The organism is Rhodoferax sp. GW821-FHT10B06, assembly GCF_059415605.1.
Map to the genome: position 1 here is coordinate 1 of NZ_JBWKNO010000014.1, position 23,261 is coordinate 23,261.

Annotated in this window: 19 protein-coding genes and 1 tRNA gene; 13 read left to right on the plus strand and 7 right to left on the minus strand. The window is 61.7% G+C overall.

Features of this window, described 5'->3' with window-relative positions:
- Positions 1-148: 148 nt before the first annotated feature.
- From AC07O2_RS19105 to AC07O2_RS19120, 4 genes are all read right to left on the minus strand, one after another.
- Positions 149-952, minus strand: a complete 804-nt coding sequence (locus AC07O2_RS19105) for an ABC transporter permease (RefSeq protein ID WP_495077328.1) — start codon at positions 950-952, stop codon at positions 149-151.
- Entirely contained in the window at positions 949-1,746 is a 798-nt protein-coding gene (locus AC07O2_RS19110) for an ABC transporter ATP-binding protein (RefSeq protein ID WP_495077455.1), read from the minus strand. The genes AC07O2_RS19105 and AC07O2_RS19110 overlap by 4 nt, the downstream gene beginning before the upstream one ends.
- Positions 1,747-1,786: 40 nt before the next feature.
- Entirely contained in the window at positions 1,787-2,800 is a 1,014-nt protein-coding gene (locus AC07O2_RS19115; protein ID WP_495077329.1) for an ABC transporter substrate-binding protein, read from the minus strand.
- Positions 2,801-2,944: 144 nt separating this feature from the next.
- Positions 2,945-3,583, minus strand: coding sequence for a TetR/AcrR family transcriptional regulator (locus AC07O2_RS19120; protein ID WP_495077330.1), 639 nt, complete (start codon positions 3,581-3,583; stop codon positions 2,945-2,947).
- 174 nt (positions 3,584-3,757) lie between these two features.
- Between AC07O2_RS19120 and AC07O2_RS19125 the strand changes: the two genes are divergently transcribed.
- The 6 genes from AC07O2_RS19125 to AC07O2_RS19150 all read left to right on the plus strand — a co-directional run bounded on the left by AC07O2_RS19125 (position 3,758) and on the right by AC07O2_RS19150 (position 9,128).
- Positions 3,758-5,200, plus strand: a complete 1,443-nt coding sequence (locus AC07O2_RS19125) for an FAD-binding oxidoreductase (RefSeq protein ID WP_495077331.1) — start codon at positions 3,758-3,760, stop codon at positions 5,198-5,200.
- Between the two features lie 33 nt (positions 5,201-5,233).
- Positions 5,234-6,070, plus strand: coding sequence for a creatininase family protein (locus tag AC07O2_RS19130; RefSeq protein ID WP_495077332.1), 837 nt, complete (start codon positions 5,234-5,236; stop codon positions 6,068-6,070).
- Between the two features lie 4 nt (positions 6,071-6,074).
- Positions 6,075-7,265, plus strand: a complete 1,191-nt coding sequence (locus AC07O2_RS19135; RefSeq protein WP_495077333.1) for an amidohydrolase family protein — start codon at positions 6,075-6,077, stop codon at positions 7,263-7,265.
- Between the two features lie 124 nt (positions 7,266-7,389).
- Complete coding sequence (locus AC07O2_RS19140; RefSeq protein WP_495077334.1) at positions 7,390-7,986, plus strand: NAD(P)H-dependent oxidoreductase; 597 nt, start codon at positions 7,390-7,392, stop codon at positions 7,984-7,986.
- Positions 7,983-8,453, plus strand: a complete 471-nt coding sequence (locus AC07O2_RS19145) for a RidA family protein (protein ID WP_495077335.1) — start codon at positions 7,983-7,985, stop codon at positions 8,451-8,453. Before AC07O2_RS19140 ends, AC07O2_RS19145 begins: the two co-directional genes overlap by 4 nt.
- A gap of 207 nt (positions 8,454-8,660) precedes the next feature.
- Positions 8,661-9,128 (plus strand): ferritin-like domain-containing protein, encoded by a 468-nt coding sequence (locus AC07O2_RS19150; RefSeq protein WP_495077336.1) that lies wholly within the window; start codon positions 8,661-8,663, stop codon positions 9,126-9,128.
- A gap of 6 nt (positions 9,129-9,134) precedes the next feature.
- Here AC07O2_RS19150 and hpnE read toward each other — a convergent pair whose 3' ends face one another.
- The 3 genes from hpnE to hpnC all read right to left on the minus strand — a co-directional run bounded on the left by hpnE (position 9,135) and on the right by hpnC (position 12,434).
- On the minus strand, positions 9,135-10,406 hold the full coding sequence (gene hpnE, locus AC07O2_RS19155) for a hydroxysqualene dehydroxylase HpnE (RefSeq protein ID WP_495077337.1): 1,272 nt from the start codon (positions 10,404-10,406) through the stop codon (positions 9,135-9,137).
- 138 nt (positions 10,407-10,544) lie between these two features.
- The gene (gene hpnD / locus AC07O2_RS19160; RefSeq protein WP_495077338.1) at positions 10,545-11,384 is read right to left on the minus strand and encodes a presqualene diphosphate synthase HpnD; all 840 of its coding nucleotides are present in this window, start codon (positions 11,382-11,384) and stop codon (positions 10,545-10,547) included.
- A 183-nt stretch (positions 11,385-11,567) separates the two neighbouring features.
- Positions 11,568-12,434, minus strand: coding sequence for a squalene synthase HpnC (hpnC, locus tag AC07O2_RS19165; RefSeq protein ID WP_495077339.1), 867 nt, complete (start codon positions 12,432-12,434; stop codon positions 11,568-11,570).
- A gap of 97 nt (positions 12,435-12,531) precedes the next feature.
- Here hpnC and AC07O2_RS19170 point away from each other — a divergent pair, with 97 nt between their 5' ends.
- The 7 genes from AC07O2_RS19170 (at position 12,532) to lon (ending at position 23,117) form a co-directional block, all read left to right on the plus strand.
- Entirely contained in the window at positions 12,532-13,734 is a 1,203-nt protein-coding gene (locus AC07O2_RS19170) for an efflux RND transporter periplasmic adaptor subunit (protein WP_495077340.1), read from the plus strand.
- Between the two features lie 8 nt (positions 13,735-13,742).
- Positions 13,743-16,934 (plus strand): efflux RND transporter permease subunit, encoded by a 3,192-nt coding sequence (locus AC07O2_RS19175; RefSeq protein ID WP_495077341.1) that lies wholly within the window; start codon positions 13,743-13,745, stop codon positions 16,932-16,934.
- Positions 16,935-17,076: 142 nt separating this feature from the next.
- Positions 17,077-17,163: transfer RNA gene (locus AC07O2_RS19180), tRNA-Leu, on the plus strand.
- A gap of 22 nt (positions 17,164-17,185) precedes the next feature.
- The gene (tig, locus tag AC07O2_RS19185; RefSeq protein ID WP_495077342.1) at positions 17,186-18,496 is read left to right on the plus strand and encodes a trigger factor; all 1,311 of its coding nucleotides are present in this window, start codon (positions 17,186-17,188) and stop codon (positions 18,494-18,496) included.
- 90 nt (positions 18,497-18,586) lie between these two features.
- The gene (clpP, locus tag AC07O2_RS19190) at positions 18,587-19,207 is read left to right on the plus strand and encodes an ATP-dependent Clp endopeptidase proteolytic subunit ClpP (RefSeq protein WP_490593529.1); all 621 of its coding nucleotides are present in this window, start codon (positions 18,587-18,589) and stop codon (positions 19,205-19,207) included.
- Between the two features lie 103 nt (positions 19,208-19,310).
- The gene (gene clpX / locus AC07O2_RS19195) at positions 19,311-20,576 is read left to right on the plus strand and encodes an ATP-dependent Clp protease ATP-binding subunit ClpX (protein ID WP_495077343.1); all 1,266 of its coding nucleotides are present in this window, start codon (positions 19,311-19,313) and stop codon (positions 20,574-20,576) included.
- A gap of 120 nt (positions 20,577-20,696) precedes the next feature.
- Positions 20,697-23,117, plus strand: coding sequence for an endopeptidase La (gene lon / locus AC07O2_RS19200; protein ID WP_495077344.1), 2,421 nt, complete (start codon positions 20,697-20,699; stop codon positions 23,115-23,117).
- The last annotated feature ends 144 nt before the right edge of the window (positions 23,118-23,261 follow it).

Here is a 23,261-nt window from a genome sequence, read left to right on the forward strand (position 1 = left end):
GGCCGCAGTTTGCCGCGAAATGCGCCCCTATCCCGTGCGCCTAGGCAATTTACGAAAGCAGCTGTAACCGCTTGTCCCTAAAAAGGGGGAGGTCTGCGCTGTGGCGCTTTCGTTTCCGGGCGGGCATGGGCCGCCGCCTGCGCGCAGTTCAACTACCAGGGTTTTCGCTGGCGTGCCAGCCGCGCAGGGTTCGCTGCGATGCCCAGGCCATGGTGGCGAACAGTGCTATGCCGGTCAGCGAGATCAACAGCAGGGCGGCAAACATGCGCGGGATGTTGAGCTGGAAGCCCGCCTGCAGGATCTGGTAGGCCAGGCCGCCGCCGGTGCCGCCGGTGCCGGCCACAAATTCGGCCACCACTGCGCCTATCAACGCCAGGCCGCTGGAGATGCGCAGCCCACCAAAAAAATACGGCAGGGCGCTGGGGATGCGCAGGCGGACCAGGGTCTTCCAGCGGCTGGCATGGTTCAGGCGGAAGTAGCTTTGCAGATCGGGGTCGATGCTGCGCAGGCCCAGCGTGGTGTTGCTGATGATGGGGAACAGGGCCACCAGTGTGGCGCATAACACCATGGACAACGTGGGGTCCTTTACCCAGATGATGATCAGCGGCGCAATGGCCACGATGGGCGTGACCTGCAGCAGCACGGCGTACGGGAACAGCGCGGTCTCGATGGCCTTGTTCTGCACAAACACAAACGACACCAGCACGCCCAGCACCACGGCCATCAGGAAGGACAGCAGCGTGATCTTCAGCGTCACCAGCAGGGCGCCGAACAGTACGGCGCTATCGCTCACCAGGGTCTGCAGGGTCAGGAAGGGCGACGGTATTAGGTAGGGTGGCAGCTCCAGCCCCACTACCAGACCCTCCCACAGGGCCAGCACCAGGATGCCGATGATGCCGGGGTACGCAACGCGCTGCACGTTGGCGCGCATGAGCAGGGGCGTGGGTTTCATGCGGTCTCCTCGCTGGCGCGCAGCAGGCTGTGCTGCAGCTGCTGGGCATAGCGGCTGAATTGCGGACTGACCATGAAGTCCGCCTTGCGCGGATAGGGCTCGTCGATGCGGAATTCCTCCACCACGCGGCCGGGCCGTGCCGCCATCATGACGACGCGGGTGGACAGGAACACGGCTTCGTGGATGGAGTGGGTGACGAACACCACGGTGAGCTTTTTCTTCTGCCACAGCTCCAGCAACTCGGCGTCCAGCTTGTGGCGGGTGATTTCGTCCAGCGCGCCAAAGGGCTCGTCCATCAGCAGCAGGTCGGGCTGGGTGGCCAGGCCGCGCGCGATGGACACGCGCATCTGCATGCCACCCGAAAGCGTGCGCGGCAGTGCCTGGGCAAAGCCGCTGAGGCCGACCAAAGCGAGGGCGTCGTCCACCCGCTCTTGCGCCTGGGCACGCGGCACGTCGGCCAGGTCCAGCGGCAGGCGCACATTGGTGGCCACGCTGGCCCAGGGCATCAGCGTGGGTGACTGGAATACAAAGGCCAGCTTGTGCGCGCTGCCGTGCATCTGGTCCACCGGCTTGCGCCACAGCAACAGGCGGCCATCGCTGGGCTGCAGCAGGCCGGCCACCATTTTCAGCAACGTGCTTTTGCCGCAGCCCGAGGGGCCAAGCAGGGTGACGAATTCACCCTCGGCCACGCTCAGCTGTACCGGCTGCAGGGCCCGCGTGCCGTTCGGGTAGACCATCTCGGCGGACAACACCTCGATGGCCGGGATGGCGGGCGTGGGCACGGGTGGTGGCATGTTCGTCATGGTGGGGGCGGGGGTACTGCTGCTACGCCGCTTAGGGCATGACCTTCAGGTCTTTGACGAACTCGGTGGTGTAGGCCTTGGCCAGCGGCACCTTGGCTGGGTCCAGCAGCTTGGCGCCGACCAGGAAGTCGTAGCTGGCCTTGGCGCGCGCATCGGTGATCACGCCTATGCCCAGCGTGGCCGCGTCGCCACCGGTGACCAGGCCGGTTTCCTTCAGCTTGGCCACGCTGTAGCTCAGCTGGTCATCGGTCATGTCGGGGTTTTCTTTTTTGATTAGGGCGTTGCCCAGGGCCGGGTCTTTCAGGTAGTTCTTCCAGCCTTCGGCCGAGCCTTTAACGAAGGCGGCCACGGCCTTGTTGCGGTCCTTCAGCGTCTTCTCCATGCAGGAGATGGTGGTGGAGTAAGCGGGGTAGCCAAAGTCGCTGAACAGCAGGGTGGTGGCCTTTACGCCGGCCTTCTGGATGGCATAGGGCTCGGAGGTCAAATAACCCTGCTGGGCCACGTTCTTGTCGGCCAGAAAGGGCTGGATGTTGAAGGTGTAGGGCCGTGTCTGCGCGTCAGTCAGGCCGTATTTGGCTTTGACCCAGGCCCAGTAGTCGCGGCCTGCGGTGGACGAGATCAGCAGCGTCTTGCCCTTCAGGTCTTCCATCTTTTTCACATCGTCATGGGCCACGAAGACCTGCGGGTTCTTCTGGAACATGGCGGCCACGGCCACGATGGGCACACCGCTTTCGCGGATTTGCATGACCTGGAAGTCGCTGGAGGCCATCACGCAGTCGGCCTGGCCGGCGGCCATGATCTGAATCTGGTTGACCTGCGGGCCACCCATCTTGACGGTCACGTCCAGCCCGTATTTCTTGTAGGTGCCGTCGGCAATCGCCTGGTAGAAGCCGCCGTGCTCGGCCTGGGCAAACCAGTCGGTCATGTAGATGAACTTCTCGGTGCTCTGGGCCTGGGTCAGCCCGGGGGCGCAGGCGATGCAGGCCAGGGCGGTGGCGAATAAGCGGCTTAGGGCGGGTGGGTAGGTGCGGCGTGCGAGGGACATGGGTAAGACTCCGTCGTGGCAGTGGGTTGAGAAACCGGTGCAAGCGTCATTCGCGCCAGAGACTGGACGGTTTGACCACTTGGACAAATTACGCAAAACATGTGCCAAGCCACTGCCGGTGGCGTGCTACGCCTTCTTGGCGGCTTACAGCGCCGGCAGACCGCAGCCCAATAAAACCAGGTTTACCAGCTCGTCGGCGATCTGCTCGCGCGGCAGGGCGGCGCCGGCCTCCAGCCTCAGCATCACCCGGGCCTGCACACCGTAGTCGGCATAGTGCTGGGTCATGGCCCAGATGTGCATCAGCAGCAGATGCGGGTCCATGCGGCGCATCAGGCCGCGGTCCATCCAGTGCTGGATGGCGGCGACTGCCTTGTTCGTGTCGCGCACCGCTATTGGCCAGTATTTCTCCAAATTGGTGCCACCGCTGAGCACCTCATTGGTGAACAGGCGCGACAGCTCGGGCTGGTCCAGCGCGTAATCGAGCTTGGTGCGGATGTAGTGGGCCAGGGTGTGGCGCGGGTCTTCGGTCTGGTGGTCGAAGGTGAAGGCATCGGTCCAGTTTTTTAACAGACCAAACAGCAGCTCTTCGTACAAATGCTCCTTGCCCTTGATGTAGTAGTGCAGCTGCTGCTTGGTGATGCCCGCGCGCTGGGCAATCATCTGGGTGGACACGCCTTTGAAGCCGTGCAGGCTGAACTCGGCAATCGCTGCCTCGCGGATCTGCGCCATGATTTGCGCGCGCCCGGGCCGGGTTGCGGAAGAGGGGGAGGAAGGTGGGCTCATGCGCGGATGACAGCTGTTGAAATCGGTTCGTTCAGGTGGGCCGAGTGTACGTAGGGCGCTGGCCGCAGCGGGGTCAAAATAAATGTGACTGATGAGTTTGACCAATTGGTCTGAAAGTTGCATGGCTGAGGTAAATTGCCCCCAGCCCTTGTTGTACAAAGGATGTAGACGCCCATGCCCAGCCCCACTCTGGCCACTTCTATCGCTGCTTCGTTGACGGCTTTCCTGGCCGATATTGCCGGCATCGAGCAGTCGCAGAACCCCGGCCTGCTTGGCACCAAGAGCAAGGATTACTTTTGGTACAGCCCCTTGCTTCAAGAGGCGCTGGGCGACAAGCTAGGCGAGGTCTGGGTCAAGCCTGCGAACGAGGTCGAGGTCATTCGCGTGGCCAGTGCGGCGGCGCGGCACCGCATCACGCTCACGCTGCGCGGCGGCGGCACTGGCAACTACGGCCAATGTGTGCCGCTGGAGGGTGGGGTGATTCTGGACATGACCGGGCTGAACCGTGTGCTGTCCATCCGCCCCGGCCAGGTGCAGTGCGAGGCAGGCATCCTGATCCTGGACCTGGAGCAGGCCGTGCATGCGGACCCTTGTGTGCCCGGCGGCCAGCAATTGCTGATGTACCCCAGCACGCGTGACATCGCCACCATTGGCGGCTTCATCGGCGGCGGCTACGGCGGCGTGGGCTCGGCGCGCAACGGCATCCTGAAAGACCCCGGCAACGTAACCCAGGTACGCGTGGTGACGGTGGAGGCCGAGCCCCGCGTCGTCACGCTGCAGGGCGCGGACATTCAAAAGGTGCACCACGCCTTTGGTACCAATGGCATCGTCACCACCCTCACGCTGGGCCTGCAGCCCGCCGTGGAATGGGTGCACCACATCGCCCTGTTTGAAAGCTATAGCCAGGCCCTGCGCATGGGCGTGGCCGCGACCGAAGCCCTGGCGCAGACCGTGCCGCTGGACGGCGGGCCACCCCAGGCCGATGTGCTCGACGCCTTTCTCATCACCGCGGTGGAGCGGCGCTTTGCCCCGTACTACGCCGAGGCCTTTGGCGCGCGTTTCCCGGCTGACCGGGACGCCGTGTTCTCCATGGTTCACCCCGACTACCTGGAGCGCTGGCGCGCCACGGTGGCGCAGCACGGTGGCGTGGAAACCATGGCCCTGACCGAAGAGGCGCTGACCGCGCAGAAGCTGATACCGGCATTTGAATGCGGCTGGAACCACACCACGCTGATGGCCTTGCGGCACGACCGCAGCTGGACCAATCTGCAAACCGTCCACGCCTGGCCGCTGGATGTGGCGTTGATCGAGCGCCAGATGCAGCACTGGGACAACGAGGTGCTGATGCACCACGAGTTTGGCCGCGACCGCCACGGCCCTGTGGTGTTCGGCCTGCCGCTGGTGGCCTACTTTGACCGCGAACGGCTGTACGAAATCATTGCCGAATTCGAGGCCGATGGCTGTGCGGTGTTTGACAACCATGTCTACACCATCGAAGACGGCGGCATGAAGGTCATCGACACGGCGCAGATCGATTTCAAGAAAGAAGCCGACCCGCATGGCCTGATGAACCCCGGCAAGACCCGTGGCTGGACACCCGACATGGCGCGGGCCTGAGTACGTGTTAAATCGACAAAAGGGAATGTCTCTATGCAGCTGAAGTCAGCGTTCTGGGCCGATTTGACGACCCGCGATTTCGCGCACATCCAGGCCTCGGCCGATGTGGGTTCCGTGGTGGCGGTGCTGCCGGTGGCTGCCATTGAGCAGCACGGCCCGCACCTGCCGGTGAGCGTGGACACCACCATTGTGGACAGCGTGATCGCCGCCGCCGTGCCCCAGCTGCCCGCCGATCTGCCCGTGTTGTTCTTGCCCACCCAGCAGGTCGGCAAGAGCAATGAGCACCAGGCTTTTCCGGGCACGCTGACCTTGGGCGTGGAGACGCTGATCCGCGTCTGGATGGAGCTGGGCGACTGCGTGGCGCGCACCGGCATCCGCAAGCTGGTGCTGTTCAACTCGCACGGCGGTCAGATCACGGTGATGGACATCGTGGCGCGCGACCTGCGCGTGCGCCACGGCATGCAGGTGTTCAGCAGCAACTGGTTCAGTCTGCCGCTGCCGGCCGAGGTGGAGTCGCTGTTCAGCCCCGAGGAGCACCGCTTCGGCATCCACGCTGGCGACATGGAAACCTCCATGCTGCTGGCCACCCGCCCCGAATACGTGGACATGGCGCAAGCGCGCGACTTTGTCTCCAGCGCCCAGCAGCGCGCGCGTGATTACCCGCTGGTGGGCGATGGCCGCAGCGCCAAGCTGGCCTGGCAGATCCAGGACTACAACCCCATGGGCGCCGCCGGCAACGCCACGCTGGCCACGGCCGACAAGGGCTTGCGCGTGATCGAGGCCGCCGCCCAGCAGCTAGTGCGCATGCTGCAAGAAGTTTCCAGCCTGCCGCTGGACACCTTGCGCCCACAGCACGGCCTGCCGCTGTAGCCGTATGCAGCTCCACAGCCTTGCCATCCCTCTGTGCCTGCGCGGCTTCGCGTCCGACGCGCCCGCCGACCAGGCTTTTGATATCAGCCTGCAGGGCGCTGTGGTGGCTGCGATCACCCCGGTGGCCGGCCCGCCCCAGGGCATGTTGCTCAGCGCCTGCGTTGATGCCCATGTGCACCTGGATAAGAACTACGCGGTCGAGTCCGTAGGCGGCGCCGAGGGCGACCTGATGACCGCCATTACCCGCATGGGCCGCTTCATGGCAGACGAGGGTGTGGCCACGCTGCAGCCGCGCATGGAGCGTGCCCTGCAGGAGGCCTATGCCTGCGGTACCCGTGCCATGCGCACGCACCTGAACTGGGAGCAGGCCGCAGCGCCTGCCGCCTTGCCGGTGTTCGCCCAAGTGCAGGCTGCCTGGCGTGGCCGCGTTGATCTGCAATGGGTGTCGCTGACCCCGCTGGACTTGTTTGCCGACGCCGCCACGGGCGATGCCATCGCCCAGTCCGTACGTACAGGCGGTGGCGTGCTGGGAGCTTTTGTCTACCGCAATGCCGACTTGCAAGCCAAGCTGCAGCGCGTGTTCACGCTGGCCCGGCAATACGGATTGGCGCTGGACTTCCATGTGGACGAAGGCCTGGACGCAGACGCCACCGGCTTGCACAGCATTGCGCAGCTCACGCTGGACTACGGTCTGCAGGGCCGGGTGGTGTGCGGCCATGTGTGTTCCTTGTCCGCCCAGCCCGTGGCCCAGGCGCAGGACACGCTCGCTCTGTGCGCCCAGGCCTGCATCCACATAGTGGCCCTGCCCACCACCAATCTGTACCTGCAAGGCGCCTGGGACGGCACGCCGGTGGAGCGTGGAATTACAAGGTTAAAAGAGGCTGTGGCGCACGGAATACCTGCGTGCATAGCTACAGATAACGTAGCAGACGCGTTTTACCCCTATGGCAGCTACGACATGCTGGACAGCTTTGCCCTGGGCGTGCAGATGGCCCACCTGGCGCCGGCGCAGGACTGGCTGGCCAGCATCACCACCCACCCGGCTGCGGCATTGGGCCTGGCCTGGGACGGCCGCATCGCCCCTGGCTGCCCGGCCGACCTGGTGGTGCTGGCCGCGCGCAGCGGCTACGAGCTGCTGACCCCGCGCGCGCGCCAGCGCACGGTGCTGCGTGGCGGGCAGGCGCTGGGCGGCTAAGGTTTTTTTCTTACCGGGTACTGGCCACCTGCCTGGCGATGGGCTGGTACCCGGTTTCTTCACCGCCTCGCCAGGCCTGGCCTGGGCCCCAGCTTGCTGGCCCAGCGTGAATGGTTATCTTGCCGTGCGCACCTTGGTTGTCCATTGCCACCCCAATCCGCAGAGCTTCAACACGGCTCTGTTCCATACCACCTGCCAGGCGCTGAGCGAGGCCGGTCACGAAATGCGCCGTACCGACCTGTATGCCGAGAACTTCCAGCCCGTCATGAGCTGCGAGGAGCGCGTGGCCTATCTGGATAACACCGGCCTGCTGCAGGCGCGGGTGGCCCAGCATGTGGACAACATCCGCTGGGCTGAGCACCTGGTGTTCGTCTTCCCTACCTGGTTTTACGGCCCGCCGGCCATGCTCAAGGGCTGGTTGGAGCGTGTCTGGCTGCCGGGCGTGGCCTTTTTGCCGGCCAAGTCCAAGGGGCTGCCGGCCCAGGCCGGCATGCGCCACATCCGCCGGCTGACGGTGGTGACCACCAGCGGCTCGCCACGCTGGTGGTTGTTCGCCATTGGCAACCCCGGGCGGCGCCTGTTTCTGCGCGGCCTGCGCGCCACCTTTGCCCTGCGCTGTCGCACCACCTGGCTGCAGATGTACAACATGAACCACGTCACTCGCGAGGACTGCAGCCGCTTTCTGCAGCGGGTGGCGCATACCTTGAGAGCCATGCCATGAGCAACACCTCTACATCCAGCCAACCCATAGGCCAGCCGCTGGCCAACTATGCCGCCTGCAAACGCGTGGGTGATTTCATCTTCATGAGCGGCGTGATCGCGGTGGACCCGGTGGCGCGCAAGGTGGTGTCCAGCTATGCCGACGTGCCGCCCGCCGTACGGGCCCAGCTGGGCGAAACCGGCCAGATGTCGGTGGACATTTTCGAGGCGCCCATCCTGACGCAGAGCTGGTTTGTGCTGGAGCGCATCCGCCAGCTGATCGAGGCCGAGGGCGGCCAGATGTCCGACGTATTCAAGCTGGTGCAGTACTTCCGCGACCTGCGCGACTACCCCCGCTACAACCGCGTGCGCAGCCAGTTTTTCACCGAGCCGCCGGTTAGCACCGTGGTGGAGGTGTCGCGCTTTTTGCCCAGCGACGCGGTGCTGGTGGAGGTGGAGGCCACGGCCTATTTGCCGCAGAAAAAATAATGAAAATAATGGCGTTTACGCACATCCCAGCTGCGCAGGTGGCTATTTAATTTATAGCTATTTGGCTGCTCTTGACCGCCGGGATGCGGGGCATCCTCCTACGGGCATGCACTTGTATGGCTGACGTACATCGGCCGCCAACAGGTCCAAGATGGACTCCATGGGCCGAGTCGGTCCTATGTGTTCCATTTCCCTAAGGAGTCAAGTATGCAAACCACATCCGATATCGATCAAGCCGTGGTTTCCACGCTCAACGAGCTGTTGGAGACTTGTCGCGACGGTGAATACGGCTTTAACGCCTGTGCCAGTCGCACGTCCAACCCCGAGCTGAAAGCCATTTTTGAGCAGCGTTCCAAGGAGTGCACGTCGGCGGCGCTGGAGCTGTATGCGCAGGTGCTGGACCTCGGCGGCACGCCGGAAGAAGGCGGTACCGCCGGTGGTGCCGTGCAGCGCGGCTGGGCGGCTGTGCGTGGCCTGCTCAGCGGTAACAGCGACTACGCGATCCTCGATGAATGCGAACGCGGCGAGGACATGGCCCTGGCGCACTACCGTAAGGCGATGAAGCACGTGCTGCCGAACGACGTGCGCGTACTGGTTGAGCGCCAGATGAGGGGTACCCAGGCAAACCACGACCAGATCAAGGCCCTGCGCGACCAGTACAAGGAACGCGCCTAAGTCAGTTCAGGTTTTAGTGGACAGTGACTGCACAGCCGCCACACCGCTGCGCACCGCGCCCTCTAGCGTTGCGGGGTAAGGCCCGTCCACATAGTCACCGCAGGCGTCCAGACCAGGCGCAATGTGTTGCGCCGGGCGTTGCAGACCGGGCGTGCAGGCAAAGGTGGCACGTTTTTCCACCACGGTGCGCAGGGGGCGCAGATCGCGCAGACCCAGCTGCGCCTTGCCCTGGGCGATGACCGCATCCTCCAGCGCTTGCCGGTCGCCCTGGCTGGCGCTGGCCACAAAGGCCAGCAGGCCGGCCGGGCCGCCAAGCTGGCCGCGGTCAAACACAAACTGGGCAGGGTTTGAAGCATCGCCGCGCAGCGACAGCATGGGTTGGGCCAGCCGCGTGCCGCTATGGGCGTAGACGGTGGCTATCGCCTCAAACTGCAGGGCCTGGGTGTGTTGCAGCCAGGCATCGGCCGCTGTACCCGCGATACCGCTGGCCGCGACCAGGCGTGCGGCCTCCCAGGGTGGGCAAGCCAGCAGCAGGTGGTCGAAGGCGGCGCCATCCACCCACCATTGGCTGCCTTCGGGGGCAATGTGGTGCACGCGCTGCCCGGTTTTAACGCTGGCGCCATGCCGCTGCAGCCAGTCCACGGCGGGCAGGGGGAACAGGGCGCCCAGGTCCACCCGGGGCAGCAGCAGGTTCGATCCACCCGGTGCGCCAAACAGCGAATCCTTGATCACCCGCAGAAACACCTGGCCGCTGGATTGCGCTGCCGGGGTGTTGAGCGCGGCCACGCACAACGGCTCGATCAGCTCGGCCGTGACGCGCGGTGTGAGTGGTGCGCACAGATCGGCCACCGACTGTTCTGCCCGGCAGCGGAAGCCGGTTAACTGCCAGCCCACGGCGGTACGCAGCAGAGTTGCCTTGTCGGCCCAGCCCCAGCCGCGTGCGCACAGGATGCCCGCCATGGCGTCGAAGGGCGCGGGCAGGCTGGGCAGGCGCAGGCCCTGGCCGTCGGGGAACAGCAGGGTCAGCGGCAGGCGCAGCAGGGCGGCGTTTGCATCCACGCCCACGGTCTGCATCAGCCGCAGGGTCTCGGCGTAAGCTCCAATGAGGATGTGCTGGCCATTGTCCAGGCCGTCCGGGTTTTCTGTGTCAAACAGGGCTCTAGCGCGCCCACCCAGTGCGCGAGATGCTTCGAAAACTGTAGCGTGGTGGCCCGCTTGGGTGGCGGTGACGGCGGCGGCCAAGCCTGCCCAGCCTGCGCCGACGATGGCGATCTTCACAGTCTAAAAGTCGGTAAAAGCTGCGCCTGGCCCATTCGCGAGATACCGCAGAACCGGCTTTGCCGGGCTGCTGGTATCGCCCCCTGCAAGGGGGTTGGAGGCCACACGCAGTGGGCAAGCCTGGGGGTGTTCATAGACTCATAATTTGTTGAGCGCCTGGACTTTCCACGCCAGCCATAGCTTGCGCAGCGGCGTCAGGCTGACGCGCTGGTGCAGTACCTGGAAGTTGTCGGCCTCGATCTCGCGCAGCAGGGTGCGGTAGATGCTGGCCATCATCAGGCCGGGCTTTTGGGCGCGGCGGTCGGCGGCGGGCAGCATGGCGAAGGCCTGTTCGTACAGGCCGTGGGCGCGTTCGGCCTGGAAGCGCATCAGGGCGACGAAGCGCTCGGAATAGGTGCGCTTGAGGATTTCATGCGCCTTTACGTCGAACTGCTGCAGCTCGTTCACCGGCAGGTAGATGCGGCCCATGAGGGCGTCTTCGCCTACGTCGCGGATGATGTTGGTCATCTGGAAGGCCAGGCCCAGGGTGTGGGCGTACTGGGTGGTAGCGGGGTCGGTCTGGCCAAATATTTGCGCCGACACCTCACCCACCACGCCGGCCACCAGGTGGCAGTAGCGCTGCAGGCCGGGGAAGTCCAGGTAGCGGGTCTGCTCCAGGTCCATCTGGCAGCCATCGATGATGGCGTGCAGATGGCGCGGTTCGATCTTGAACTCGGCCGCCAGCGGCATCAGGGCCTGCATCACCGGGTGGGTGGGTTTGCCGGCAAAGGCGCTGCTCACTTCGGTCTGCCACCAGGCCAGCTTGGTGGCGGCGACGCCGGGGTCGGTGGTTTCGTCCACCACATCATCCACCTCGCGGCAGAAGGCATAGAAAGCGGTGATGGCGGCCCGCCGCTGCTTGGGCAGGAACAGGAAGGCGTAATAAAAACTGCTGCCGGACGAGGCGGCTTTTTCTTGGACGTATTGCTCGGGGGTCATAAATTGGGGCTCACCCCCAGGCTGCGCACTTCGTGTCTTCGCCAACCCCCCTCGCATCGGTTTGAGAAATCGATGCGAAGTGCTGGGGGCGATACCAGCAGCCCGGCACAGCCGGTTTTGCGGTATCTCTGGAAGCAGGTATATCGTGCGCGGCGTGGGATTGGTGTTTAGTTGTTTGTATTGTTACATCCAAAGCGCACGCCAGAGCATCAGCGGCACGTCCCAGCCGCTGACTTTTGGCCGTATATGGCGGGTGGCGAAACCCAGGGCCTCGATTTTGTCCAGGATGCGCAGGCCGCCTTGCACCACCAGGCGCAGCTCCCAGCCGGCACGGCCAGGCACGCGGTGCACCAGCGGGGCGCCGCTGGCCATCAGCGCGCGGGCCCAGGCCACGTTTTCGGCGGTCAGGGCGGTGAGCGCGGGGCTTTGCGGGTTTTGCTGCAGGGCTTGCGCGTCCACGCCGTGGTGTAGGCTGCGGTCTTGCGGCAGGTAGTAGCGGCCGCGCGGCAGGTCCAGGCTCAGGTCCTGCCAGAAGTTGATCAGCTGCAGGGCGTTGCAGATGGCATCGCTGTGCTGCAAGGAGGTGGCATCGTTCACACCATACAGATGCAGCAGCAGGCGGCCTACCGGGGCGGCGGAGCGCTGGCAGTAGTCCAGCAGTTCGGCGCGGTCGGCGTAGCCGGCCTGGTCGCGGGTCTTGATGACGTCCTGGGTGAAGGCGCTGAGCAGGTCGGCTAGAAGCTGCTCGGGCAGGGCGAATTGCGCCATGGCGGCTTGCAGCGGTACAAACACCCGCTGCCAGCGTGGCGAGGGTGCGCGGCCCGCGGCCACGGCGGCCAGATCGGCGCGGTAGGCGGCCAGGTCGTCCAGGCGCTGCGGTGGCGGGGCCGTGCCTTCATCGGCAATGTCGTCGGCGGTGCGGGCGAACCAGTAGATCGCCGCGATGGGCGGGCGCAGCCGGGCTGGGCACAGGATGGACGCTACGGGGAAGTTTTCGTAGTGGCTGGTGGTTTGTGGGGTAGCATTTTGGGATGGGTCTAGGGCTTTCACGGCCCGGATTGTCGCTTGACATGCTGGCCCCATTCCCATAAATTACTAACCAGTCAGTCAGTAATTCAATCCCCCCGCAGTTTTCAGTAGGTTTGTTATGCCCCAGCATTCTTCTTCGTCGCATGTTTTGCGTCCGTCGTTCCGCATGGGCGCCATCTGGGTCGCTGCGGCCCTGCTGGTGGCTGCTTGCTCCAAGCCCCAGTCGGCGCCCGAGCCGGTGCGCGCCGTCAAGGTGATGACGGTGGCGCTGGGTGACATGGGGGCCCAGTTTGAATTCGCGGGCGAGGTGCGGCCGCAGGTGGAGTCGGTGCTGGGCTTTCGGGTGGCGGGCAAGATCCTCCAGCGCCAGGCCGAGCTGGGCCAGCGCGTAAAAGTGGGCCAGGTGCTGGCCCAGTTGGACCCGCAGGATTACAAGCTGGCGGCCGATGCCGCCCGCGCCCAGGTGGCTGCGGCCACCACCAACCGCGACCTGGCCAATGCCGACTACAAGCGCTACAAGGAGCTGAAGGACCAGAACTTCATCAGCAGCGCCGAGCTGGAGCGGCGCGACAGCACGCTCAAGGCTGCCCAGGCCCAGGTGGAGCAGGCCCAGGCGCAGCTCTCTTCCCAGGGCAACCAGGCGGCCTACACCCGCCTGGTGTCGGATGTGGCTGGCGTGGTGACAGCGGTGTCTGCCGAGCCCGGCCAAGTGGTGGCCGGCGGCGCGCCGGTGCTGAAGGTGGCCAGGGACGGTGCGCGTGACGTAGTGTTCTCGGTGCCGGAGGACCGGGTAGCCAGCGTCAAGCTGGGCTCGGCCGTGGAGGTGCGGGTCTGGTCCTCAGACACCAAGCTGGCCGGTACGGTGCGTGAGGTGGCGGCCAGTGCCGATCCGGCGACCCGGACCTTCCTGGTCAAGGTGGCGATCGATGCGCAGACGGCGCCGCCCCTGGGTACCACGGTATCGGTGGTGCTGGCATCGCTGACCCGCGGTGGCGTGCCGGTGATCAAGCTGCCCACCAGCGCCCTCAAGCAGGAAGCCAATGGCAGCACGGCGGTCTGGGTGCTGGATACCGCCAGCATGACGGTGAAGTCGCAGCCCGTGGTGGTGGCCACGGCCGACGGTAACGAGGTGGTGCTGGCCAGCGGCCTGGCGCCGGGCATGCAGGTGGTGACGGCCGGTGTGCATGTGCTGGCCCCGGGGCAGAAGGTTTCGGTTTATGTGCCAAAAGAGCCTGTAGCGCAGGATATACGTGCGCAAGCAGCTATGAATTCTGCAGCAAGTGCAGCTCCTGCGGCCCTGTCGGCTTCAGCGGCCAAGTGAGTTTTTAGATGACACAAGCCGACAATTCCACTCCGGCCAAGCCGGGCTTTAATCTTTCCAAATGGGCGCTGGAGCACGCGGCGCTGACCCGCTACCTGATGGTGGTGCTGATGGTGTTGGGCTTTGCCTCCTATTTCCAGCTGGGGCAGGATGAGGACCCGCCTTTTACTTTCCGTGCAATGGTGGTGCGCACCTATTGGCCCGGGGCGACGACCCAGCAGGTGGCCGAGCAGGTGACAGACAAGTTGGAGCGCACCCTGCAGGGGGTGCCGTATGCCGACAAGATTCGCAGCTATTCCAAGCCGGGCGAGTCGCAGATCATCTTTTATGTGAAGGAGGCAATCCGCGGCAATGACGTCACCAACAGCTGGTACGTCGTGCGCAAGATGATCGGCGACATGCGTTACACCTTGCCGCCCGGTGTGCAGGGGCCGTTTTTCAATGACGATTTTGGTGACGTGTATGGCGTGATTTACGCGCTGGAGTCGGATGGCTTCAGTAGCGCCGAGGTGAAGGATTTTGCCGACGATGTGCGCCAGCAACTGCTGCGCGTACCGGACGTGGCCAAGGTGGATCTCTTCGGTGTGCAGGATGAGAAGGTTTACATCGAGATATCCCAAAAGCGCCTGGCCCAGCTGGGGCTGGATTTGAACCAGGTGCTGGCCCAGCTGGGCCAGCAGAACGCGGTGGAGAGCGCCGGCACGGTACAGACCCCACTGGACGTGGTGCAGGTGCGCGTGGCCGGGCAGTTTGCATCGTTGGACCAGTTACGCGCCATGCCTATCCGGCCGGCCGTGGCGTCCGGTCGCCAGTTCCGCCTGGGGGATCTTGCCGATGTCCGTCGTGGCTATATAGATCCGCCGAGCGTCAAGGTGCGCCACCAGGGCAAGGAGGTGATTACCGTGGGTGTGTCCATGGCCAAGGGTGGGGACATCATTGCCATGGGCAAGGCCTTGGACCTTGCCGTCAAGAAGATTGGTGCAAATTTGCCCGCTGGCGTGTTGCTGGCCCAGGTGCAGGACCAACCCAAGACGGTGAGCACTTCGGTCAACGAGTTCATCCACGTATTGGTCGAAGCCGTGGTGATCGTGCTGGCGGTCAGCTTCATCAGCCTGGGCCTGCACAAGCGTCCTGGCAGCCACCCATTCTGGCGTAGCTACACCCTGGACATACGGCCAGGCTTGGTGGTGGCCATCACCATTCCGCTGGTGCTGGGCGTGACCTTTCTGGGCATGTGGTACTGGGGAATCGGTCTGCACAAGATTTCGCTGGGCTCGCTGATCATTGCGCTGGGTCTGCTGGTGGACGACGCCATCATTGCCGTGGAGATGATGGTGCGCAAGATGGAGGAGGGCTACGACAAGGTGCGCGCGGCCACCTTCGCGTACGAGATTACCGCCATGCCCATGCTGACAGGCACGTTGATCACGGCGGCCGGCTTTTTGCCCATTGGCATCGCCAAGTCCACCACGGGTGAATACACCTTTGCCATTTTTGCCGTGACCGTGCTGGCTTTGCTGATCAGCTGGGTGGTGTCGGTGTACTTCGTGCCCTACCTGGGGGTGTTGCTGCTCAAGGCCCCGCCGCACGTTCAAGCTGCGCAGTCGGGTGAGGAGCCTGTCGTTCATGAAACGTTCAACTCGCCCTTCTACAACCGTTTTCGTCGCCTGGTGCATTGGTGCGTGCTGCACCGCTGGCTCACGATCGCGGCCACCCTGCTGATTTTTGCCCTGGGTATTGTGGGCATGGGGCGGGTGCAACAGCAGTTCTTTCCGGATTCCAGCCGGCCGGAGATATTGATCGACATCTGGTTCCCCGAGGGCACTTCTTTCGCGGCCAACGAGGCGACCACCAAGCGCCTGGAAGCCCGTTTACTTAAGGAGCCGGGTGTGAGCACGGTGACCGAATGGGTCGGTTCGGGCTTGCCGCGCTTCTTCTTGCCGCTGGACCAGATATTTCCCCAGACGAACGTGACGCAGTTCCTTCTTATGTCCAAGGACCTGCAGCAGCGCGAAATTCTGCGCGCCAAGCTGCCGGCTTTGCTGGCCGCCGAATTCCCGGAAGTCCGGGGCCGCACCAAGCTTTTGTCCACCGGCCCACCGGTGTCCTATCCGGTGCAGTTCCGAGTTGTCGGTGCCGACCCCAAGGTTTTGCGCTTGCGCGCGGACGAGGTCAAGGCGGTGATGCGCGAGAGCGCCAATACGCGCGGAGTGAATGACAACTGGAATGAGTCGGTCAAGGTCATGCGTTTGCAGATCGACCAGACCAAGGCTTTGGCGCTGGGTGTGAGCAGCCAGTCCATTGCGCAGGCAGCCAAGACCATTCTGAGCGGCACCACGGTCGGGCAGTTCCGTGAGGGCGACAAGCTGATCGACATTGTCATGCGCCAGCCCTTGGACGAGCGCAGCGTCATCACCGATATTGGCAATGCTTATTTGCCCACGGCGACGGGTCAATCCGTCCCCTTGCTACAGGTGGCCCAGCCCGTGTTCGATTGGGAGCCGGGTGTGATGTGGCGTGAAAACCGCGACTTCGCTATCACGGTGCAGGCAGATATTCCCGAGGGATTGCAGGGTGCCACGGTCACCAACGAGCTGCTGCCGGCATTGAAAAAGCTGGAAGCACAATGGGCGGCCAAGGGCTTGACTGCCTACCGCATTGAGGTGGCAGGTGCAGTGGAGGAGAGTAGCAAGGGCTCGGATTCCATCGTGGCGGGCGTCCCTGTCATGCTGTTTTTGACGTTTACCTTGCTCATGCTGCAACTGCAGAGCTTCAGCCGGGCCATGCTGGTGTTTTTGACCGGTCCGCTGGGCATTGCCGGCGTGGCGGGTGCGCTGCTGGCGCTGGGACGTCCTTTTGGCTTCGTGGCCTTGTTGGGCGTGATCGCGTTGATGGGCATGATCCAGCGAAATTCGGTGATTTTGATCGACCAGATTGAGCATGAGCGGGCCCGTGGCGTGCCGACCTGGGATGCTATCGTCGAGTCCGCCGTGGGGCGTCTGCGGCCGATTGTGCTGACCGCCGCAGCGGCCGTGCTGGCCATGATTCCGTTATCGCGCTCGGTGTTCTGGGGCCCCATGGCGGTCGCCATCATGGGCGGGTTGATTGTGGCAACGGTGCTGACTCTGCTGTCTTTGCCTGCCATGTATGCCGCCTGGTTCCGGGTGAAGCGCCCAGCAAGCCACGAAGGCCGCCCTTGAACCGCCCAACGGCGGTTTCCGGGGCACGCTAAAAATCGGGTTTGAAGCGCGCTAAAATAGAGGGCTGACCGATTTCCAGCAGACGGTTTTATGCGATGCGCTATTGGGTGCCTTGTTTAGTCGTCTGTTTAGTTCTGTATTTGCGCGGGTGGCGAAATTGGTAGACGCACCAGGTTTAGGTCCTGACGCCAGCAATGGTGTGGGGGTTCGAGTCCCCCCCCGCGCACCACACTTTTTTATACGAGACCCTGATGGCAGTTACTGTTGAAACCCTTGAAAAGCTGGAACGTAAGATTACGTTGTCCCTGCCAGTGGAAGTGATCCAGAACGAAGTGGCTACCCGTCTCAAGAAGATGGCGCGCACTGTCAAGATGGACGGTTTCCGTCCAGGCAAAGTGCCCATGAACGTGGTGGCGCAGCGCTATGGTTATTCCGTGCATTACGAAGTGATGAACGACAAGGTGGGCGAGGCTTTTGCTGTTGCTGCCAATGAAGCCAAGTTGCGTGTGGCCGGCCAGCCCCGTATCAGTGAAAACGAACAATCCCCCGAAGGTCAAATGGCTTTTGACGCCATCTTCGAAGTGTTCCCCGAAGTCAAGATCGGTGATCTGGCAACGGCCCAGGTGGAAAAGATTTCCGCCGTTGTGGACGACGGCGCGATCGACAAGACGGTTGAAATTCTGCGCAAACAGCGCCGCACCTTCGCACAGCGCGCGGCCGATGCCCCCGCTGAAGATGGTGACCGCGTGACTGTTGACTTCGAAGGCAAGATCGATGGCGAAACTTTCCAGGGCGGCAAGGCTGAAGCCTTCCAATTCCTGGTTGGCGAAGGCCAGATGCTGAAGGAATTCGAAGACGCCGTGCGTGGCATGAAGTCCGGTGAAAGCCGTACTTTCCCTCTGGCATTCCCTGCCGACTACCATGGCAAGGACGTGGCTGGCAAGCAAGCTGACTTCATGGTTACGGTCAACAAGATCGAAGCTGCCCACCTGCCAGAAGTGAATGAGGCTTTGGCCAAGTCGCTGGGCATCGCCGACGCCACCGTCGAAGGTCTGCGTGCCGATATCCGCAAGAACCTCGAGCGCGAAGTCAAATTCCGCGTGCTGGCGCGCAACAAGCAAGCCGTGATGGATGCGCTGATTGCCAAGGCTGAACTCGATCTGCCAAACGCCAGCGTGCAGTCGGAACTGAACCGCATGGTGGAGTCCGCACGTGCTGACCTGAAGCAACGCGGCATCAAGGACGCTGACAAGGCGCCGATCCCTGATGACGTGTTCCGTCCCCAGGCGGAGCGTCGCGTGCGTCTGGGCCTGGTGGTTGCAGAACTAGTTCGCAGCAATGCTCTGCAAGCCACGACGGAACAAATCAAGGCCCATATCGAAGAGCTGGCTTCCAGCTACGAGAAGCCAGCCGATGTCGTGCGTTGGTACTACAGCGACAACCAGCGTCTGGCCGAAGTCGAAGCCATCGTGATTGAAAGCAATGTGACCGACTTCGTTCTGGGCAAGGCCCAGGTCGTTGACAAGGCCGTTGCATTTGACGAGCTGATGGGTCAGAACTAGTCTGCTGCCGGATTTGGTACAAAGAGGGCTTGTGTTTCTGGCGCAAGCCCTTATTTATTTGTGATGGCTCTTCAATAAGGTAAATACACCATGTTCATCCGTAATAGCACACAAGAAATTCAAGGCCTTGGCATGGTGCCCATGGTCATCGAGCAGTCGGGGCGTGGTGAACGTTCGTACGATATTTATTCGCGCCTGCTCAAGGAGCGCGTGATTTTCCTGGTCGGCCCGGTCAATGACCAGACCGCCAATCTGGTGGTGGCGCAGCTGCTGTTCCTGGAAAGTGAAAATCCCGACAAGGACATCTCGTTCTACATCAACTCGCCTGGCGGTTCCGTGACGGCTGGTATGGCGATTTACGACACCATGCAGTTCATCAAGCCTGATGTGTCCACTTTGTGCGTGGGTATGGCTGCCAGTATGGGCGCGTTCTTGCTGGCGGCTGGTGCCAAGGGTAAGCGTTTCTCCTTGCCAAATTCGCGTGTGATGATCCATCAACCTTCGGGCGGCGCGCAAGGTCAGGCCACTGATATCGAAATTCATGCGCGTGACATCTTGAAAACCCGGGACCAGTTGAACCGCATCCTGGCGGAGCGCACCGGTCAGCCCATCGAGAAGATCGAGCGCGACACGGAGCGCGACTACTTCATGTTTGCCGATGAAGCCAAGACCTATGGCTTGGTGGACGAGGTGATCAGCAAGCGGCCCTGAGCGTAAAACAAGAGGCTTTGCGGCCCCTAACGGCGTTTTCTGGAAAGGAAAGCGCCGTTTTTATTTGGTTATCATTCAGCAACGACTGAAAAGGCATTTCTCCATGGCCGAAAAAAAAGGCTCCTCCAGCGAAAAAACTCTGTACTGCTCCTTCTGTGGCAAAAGCCAGCATGAAGTCAAGAAGCTGATCGCAGGACCGTCGGTATTCATTTGTGACGAATGTATCGACCTGTGCAACGACATCATTCGTGATGAGCTGCCCGCCGGGACCGAGTCTCGCGAGGCCGGAGCTGCGCTGCCTACGCCGCTGGATATCAAGAACAACCTTGATAACTATGTCATTGGCCAGAATGTTGCCAAGCGGACTTTGGCTGTGGCGGTCTACAACCATTACAAGCGCCTGCGCCACAAGGAAAGTGCCAAGAAGGACGATGTCGAGCTGGCCAAGAGCAATATTCTCCTGATCGGCCCCACGGGTTCCGGGAAGACCTTGCTGGCGCAAACATTGGCGCGCATGCTGGATGTGCCGTTTGTGATGGCGGACGCGACTACGCTGACGGAGGCCGGCTATGTGGGTGAAGACGTGGAAAACATCGTGGCCAAGCTGCTGCAAAGCTGCAACTACGAAGTTGAGCGTGCCCAGCGCGGCATTGTGTATATCGACGAAATCGACAAGATTTCGCGCAAATCGGACAACCCTTCCATTACCCGGGATGTGTCTGGCGAAGGCGTGCAGCAGGCCTTGCTGAAGCTTATCGAAGGCACGATGGCCAGCGTGCCACCGCAGGGTGGGCGCAAACACCCTAACCAGGATTTTTTGCAGGTCGATACGACCAATATTCTGTTTATTCTGGGTGGCGCTTTCTCTGGACTTGAAAAAGTCATTGGTAACCGCACCGAATCCTCGGGTATTGGCTTTGGCGCTACTGTCAAAAGCAAGGAGCAACGCAGCCTGACCGAGGTGTTTCGCGAGGTGGAGCCGGAGGATTTGATCAAGTTCGGTTTGATTCCCGAACTGGTCGGGCGTATGCCTGTGGTGGCCACCCTGGCGGAACTAAGTGAAGACGCGCTGGTTCAGATCCTGACGGAGCCCAAGAACGCCTTGGTGAAGCAATACAGCAAGTTGCTGGCCATGGAGGGTGTGGATTTGGAAATTCGCCCATCTGCCTTGAAAGCCATTGCCAAGAAGGCTCTGGCGCGCAAGACGGGGGCGCGTGGTTTGCGCTCGATACTGGAGCAGTCGCTCATCGATACGATGTTTGATTTGCCCACCAACCACAATGTGGACAAGGTTGTTGTGGATGAATCCACAATTGACGAGAACAAGCCGCCGCTCCTGGTGTACCGCGAAGCCGCTAAGAAGGCCTGAGACGAAGTGTTGCGTCCTGGGTGGATGCATCTTTTCTGCCCTGCTGCGGTTTAGGCGGCGAGGGTGGCTTGAAAACTGCCGCTAGAAGTCCATATTCAACAGGTTACATAAAGGATCTTCATGTCCGGACACATTTCCCTACCTGCCGAGCCGATCGACTTGCCCTTGCTGCCTTTGCGCGACGTGGTGGTCTTCCCTCATATGGTGATCCCTCTCTTTGTTGGGCGTCCCAAAAGTATCAAGGCGCTGGAAGCTGCGATGGAGGCCGAACGCCGCATCATGCTGGTGGCGCAGAAGGCTGCAGCGAAAGATGAGCCTTCTGTAGCTGACATGTTTGATGTGGGTTGCATTTCCACAATCTTGCAGATGCTGAAGCTTCCTGATGGCACGGTGAAAGTGCTGGTGGAAGGTCAGCAGCGTGCGACGGTAAATCGTATTGAAGATGGCGAGTCACATTTTGTGGCCAGCATCACGCCGGTGGTTGCGTCGGCGGTTGCACACAAAACGACGGAGATCGAGGCATTGCGCCGTGCTGTGATGCAGCAGTTCGACCAGTACGTCAAGCTCAATAAGAAGATTCCACCCGAAATTCTGACGTCCATTTCCAGCATTGATGATCCAGGCCGTCTGGCGGACACCATTGCTGCGCATTTGCCGCTCAAGTTGGATAGCAAGCAGGTTGTGTTGGATTTGTCCGACGTGCGCGAACGTTTGGAAAACCTGTATGGTCAGCTTGAGCGTGAAGTGGATATTCTGAACGTTGACAAGAAGATCCGTGGCCGCGTCAAGCGTCAGATGGAGAAGAACCAACGCGACTTCTATTTGAATGAGCAGGTCAAGGCCATTCAAAAGGAGCTAGGCGAAGGGGAAGAGGGCGCAGACATCGACGAGATCGAAAAGAAGATCAAGCTGGCGAAAATGCCCAAGGAGGCATTGAAGAAGGCTGAGAGCGAGCTGAAAAAGCTTAAGCTGATGTCTCCCATGTCGGCTGAAGCGACGGTGGTGCGTAACTACATTGATGTGCTGACCGCTTTACCTTGGAGCAAGAAGACCAAGATCAAGCACGATTTGCGTAATGCTGAAGAGGTATTGAACGAAGACCACTTCGGGCTGGACAAGGTCAAGGACCGCATCCTGGAATATTTAGCAGTGCAACAGCGCGTGGACAAGGTCAAGGCTCCGATCTTGTGCTTGGTTGGCCCTCCGGGTGTGGGTAAGACATCTTTGGGGCAATCGATCGCCAAGGCGACAGGGCGAAAATATGTGCGAATGGCCTTGGGCGGCATGCGTGATGAAGCGGAGATTCGCGGTCATCGGCGCACCTATATCGGGGCACTGCCTGGTAAGGTTTTGCAAAGCCTGAACAAGATTGGCACGCGCAACCCGCTGTTTTTACTGGACGAAATCGACAAGCTGGGGACAGACTTCAGGGGTGATCCGTCCAGCGCCTTGCTCGAAGTGCTGGATCCGGAGCAAAACCATACCTTCGGCGATCACTATGTAGAGGTGGATTTCGATTTGAGCGATGTAATGTTTGTCGCAACGTCGAATTCCATGAATATTCCTTCGGCCTTGCTGGATCGTATGGAAGTCATCCGTCTTGCCGGATACACGGAAGACGAGAAGACGAATATTGCCGTCAAGTACCTGTTGCCCAAGCAGTTGAAGAACAATGGTTTGAAGGAAGAGGAGCTATTGCTTACGCCAGATGCCGTTCGTGACATCGTGCGTTATTACACCCGTGAAGCAGGCGTGCGTTCATTGGAACGCGAACTCTCCAAGATTTGCCGCAAGGTCGTCAAGGGGCTTCTGCTCAAGCAAATGACTGCGCAGGTCAAGGTGACGGCGGACAACCTGAATGAGTACCTGGGTGTGCAAAAGTACACCTATGGCCGTGCTGAAGAAAAGAACCAGATCGGTCAGGTCGTCGGCTTGGCGTGGACCGAGGTAGGTGGCGATTTGCTGACCATTGAAGCCGCCATCATGCCGGGCAAGGGCGTAATCACCCGTACCGGTTCGCTGGGCGATGTGATGAAAGAGTCGGTGGAGGCCGCTCGTACCGTGGTGCGTAGCCGGTCGAAGCGCCTGGGTATCAAGGATGAGGTGTTCGAGAAGAAGGATATCCATATCCATGTGCCTGATGGCGCAACGCCCAAGGATGGCCCTAGTGCGGGAGCTGCAATGACGACGGCTTTTGTGTCTGCATTGACGGGCATCCCGGTCCGTGGCGACGTTGCCATGACCGGTGAAATTACCTTGCGTGGCGAGGTTACTGCCATCGGAGGCCTGAAGGAAAAGCTGTTGGCTGCGCTGCGTGGTGGCATCAAGACGGTGTTAATTCCCGAGGAAAACGCCAAAGACTTGCAAGACATTCCGGCTAACGTAAAGAATGGGCTGGAGATCGTTCCCGTTAAATGGATTGACCAGGTTCTGGAGCTAGCATTGGAGCGCATGCCCCAGGCTTTGCCGGATGAGGAACCCGTGGCCGTGGCTCCTGCGCTGGAAGCTGCCGTAACACCTGTGGTGCCGGTCAAGCACTAGACCGTTCAAGGCTGGCGGAGGCCCAGGTTTCCGCCAGTTTTGCACTTTCAAAGCGTGTGCCAATGCACGCTTAAAAAGCGGTTTTTGCGTTTTCAGGGATAATCGGGGTTTGCCCACGTCGCGTGGGTGCAATTTGCTATTGTT